This is a genomic window from Methylobacterium sp. WL18 (assembly GCF_008040015.1).
Taxonomy (GTDB): domain Bacteria; phylum Pseudomonadota; class Alphaproteobacteria; order Rhizobiales; family Beijerinckiaceae; genus Methylobacterium; species Methylobacterium mesophilicum.
On record NZ_VRVD01000712.1, the window covers coordinates 1 to 2,200 of the forward strand.

Annotated in this window: 2 protein-coding genes; both read right to left on the bottom strand. The window is 66.5% G+C overall.

The annotated features are described in order from the left end of the window. Window positions 1–128 precede the first annotated feature (128 nt). Window positions 129–1,073: an outer membrane beta-barrel protein gene (locus tag FV228_RS27340; RefSeq protein ID WP_147857384.1), complete on the bottom strand. Its 945-nt coding sequence runs from the start codon at window positions 1,071–1,073 to the stop codon at window positions 129–131. 244 nt (window positions 1,074–1,317) lie between these two features. After that, window positions 1,318–2,200, bottom strand: an 883-nt coding sequence (locus FV228_RS27345) for a porin family protein (protein WP_147857385.1), incomplete at its 5' end; no start/stop codon positions are given.

Sequence of the window (2,200 nt, forward strand, 5' to 3'; positions counted from 1 at the left end):
CCTCGGGCCAGGCCGAGGCCGGGGCGGGGACGGCGAGCAGTACGGTCGCGAGCATGGCCAGAGCGAGCGTCGGCCGCCGGGCGGAGCAAGGCGCTGTCATGGTCGGTCTCCGGCCGGTATCGGGGCGATCAGAACTTGAGGGCGGCGCCGCCGCGGATGGTGTTCAGCTCGGCGCGATGCCCGTTGAAGCTCTGGAACAACACGTACTGATACTCGCCCCGCAGCAGGATGTTGGGCGTGATCGCGTATTCGAGGCCGAACCCGAGGGCCACGCCGCCGATCGTCTTGGTCTTGGCGTTCGCCACCAACGTGGTCGGGCCGTACGGAATGGTCTGGGCGCCCTGTCCGGCCGGGGTCGAGCGGTTCAGCGGGAAGTTCTGGTTGAAGCTGGCATAGCCGTGATTGTAGACGGCCGCCGGCAGGCCCGTGGTCAGGGCTTGGTTGGCCGCATAGGTCGTGGCGCCGTAGCCGTAGTTCTGGACCGCGACGGTGTCGTTGATCGTGACCCGGCCGACCGCGAGGCCTCCGGTCACGTAGGGCAGCAGGTTGCCGAAGGCGTAGCCGGCCCGGGCCCGGATGCTGCCGTAATCGTCGATCCGCGTGTTCGACGTGCCGGAGAGGCCGACCGATTCGGAATTACCCGCGGCCGTCGTCATGATCCGGTTGATGCCGTTGGTCGACCAGCTGTTCATGTCCGCGTGCGTGTAGTCCGCCTCGATTCCAAGGACGATCTCGTCGAATTGGACGTTGAAGCCGGCAAACGCACCGAAGCTGGCGCTCTTCACGCGGGTCCCCGGCAGCGACAGAAACTTCGAGACGCCGAACTCGCTCTCGACATCGCGGTAGCTGAAATATTGCGCGAGGGTCGATTGCAGGGCATCGCGCTGCGCCAGGCCGCCCGACGTATACCCGCCATGGCCGCCGACATACACGCCGCTCCAGTCGAGCACCGGAGCCGGGGCCGGATCGTAATCGGCGCCGCGCAGGTAATCGTAGTCCAGGTCGGCGGCCCGGGCGGTGCTCGCGCCGCAGAGGCCGAGGATCGCCAGCAGCGGCAGGGTGACGGTGCGCATCGGGATCGTCCTGGAACTGCGAGACGGACGGCGGCTCGGGCCTCGATGCAGTGATAGATGGGTAACCTTAAGCGTCCGTTATTTTGGGATCCTTTCCGATATCCCGATTCGATCGTCGCGGCCTGGTAAGAACTATCCGACGGCCCAAGTCTGCTCTGTGCATCCACCGAAGCCCGGCCGCAAAACGAAAAAAACGGCGCGGAGGAGATCCGCGCCGTCGGTGGTCAGAGAGTCGGAGAAAAAATCAGTACTTGCGGACCAGCGGGCCGGGGATCGGCTCCGGCATCAGCGGCGGCAGCGGCGCCGCGACCAGGCCGCCGAGGTAGTAGCGCAGGCCGATCTTCACGTCGTGCGCCTCGATGTCCTTCACCTTGATCGCCTGCAGGCTGCCGGTGCAGCACGGCACGAAGCCCGGGCCGGTCTCGGCCTTGCCGAGGTTGAGGTAGCGGTAGGCCACCTCGATCTTCAGGGCGTCGCTCACGTCGTAGGCGAGACCGGCATGCAGCGCCCAGGCGAAGCTGCCGCTGGTCTTGCTCTTGTAGAACTTGCTGCCGCTGTTGGTGTTGTACACCGGGTTGCCGTTGTTGTCGTAGACCGGCGCGTAGTTGTAGTACGCCTGCCCGCACTTGCAGTCGTAGATCGGGTTGCCGTAATCGTAGGCGTAGGTCGGGCTGGTGAACTGCTGGTTGGTCGAGTAGCCCGAGACGTGGTTGAAGGCGTAGCCGACGCCGCCGCCGATGAACGGCGTGATGCCGTACCACGTGCCGAGGTCGAAATACGCGTTGGCCAGCACCACCGCGGAATCGAAGCTGCTGGTCGACTTGTTGACCCCGTAGGAGCCGAGGCCGTTGTCGAACTCGGGGCCCTTGTAATACTCGCTGCCGCGCAGGCCGGTGGAATAGCGGTACTCGCCGGTCACGTCGCCGCGCAGGAACGGGGTGAACTGGTAGCCGACGCCGACGCCCGCGAACCCGCCGCCGCCGATCTCGTTGCCGAACGCGCGGTTGGCCTCCGGGTAGCCGGTGTAATCGTAGGCCTCGCTGTATCGCGGCCGCGTGTAGACACTCGCGCCGACGTCGCCGCGCAGGTACCAGCCGCCGCCGACCTCGATCGGGGGCGGGGGGGGC

Excerpts from the sequence above, each read along its gene's own strand:
- FV228_RS27340 (WP_147857384.1), bottom strand. The coding sequence starts at position 1,073 with ATGCGCACCGTCACCCTGCCGCTGCTGGCGATCCTCGGCCTCTGCGGC.